Origin of the sequence: Pauljensenia sp. UMB3104 (genome assembly GCF_030217285.1) — a bacterium.
In the GTDB taxonomy this organism is placed as follows: domain Bacteria; phylum Actinomycetota; class Actinomycetes; order Actinomycetales; family Actinomycetaceae; genus Pauljensenia.
The window spans coordinates 1-260 of record NZ_JASONN010000378.1 but is presented as its reverse complement, the minus strand read 5'-3'; the positions used below and the strand labels follow the sequence as shown (position 1 = coordinate 260).

Sequence of the window (260 nt, the reverse complement as noted above, 5' to 3'; positions counted from 1 at the left end):
ACACGGTCGTCTTTGCGCCATTTGTCGCCCTATCCGTCGCATGGATGATCGCAGTACTCACGGGATGGGTAACCGCCGACGGACACCCCCTCAGCGCTCCCCTGCCCCGACGCACGGAGTTGTCCGGCTGGGCCGTGGCCGCAGTGCTCACGATCGCCATTCTGATGTGCGCGATATATTTCCTGCCCCTGTGGCGCGCGGACGTCGTCAACTACAGCTTCTGGCGTTCTCACATGTGGTTACCCTCGTGGATTTAACGG

Annotated in this window: 1 pseudogene; it reads left to right on the top strand. The window is 61.5% G+C overall.

Annotation, left to right across the window (positions count from 1 at the left end):
* Positions 1–257, top strand: a pseudogene (locus QP415_RS12100) (dolichyl-phosphate-mannose--protein mannosyltransferase); the annotation flags it as partial.
* Positions 258–260: the final 3 nt, after the last annotated feature.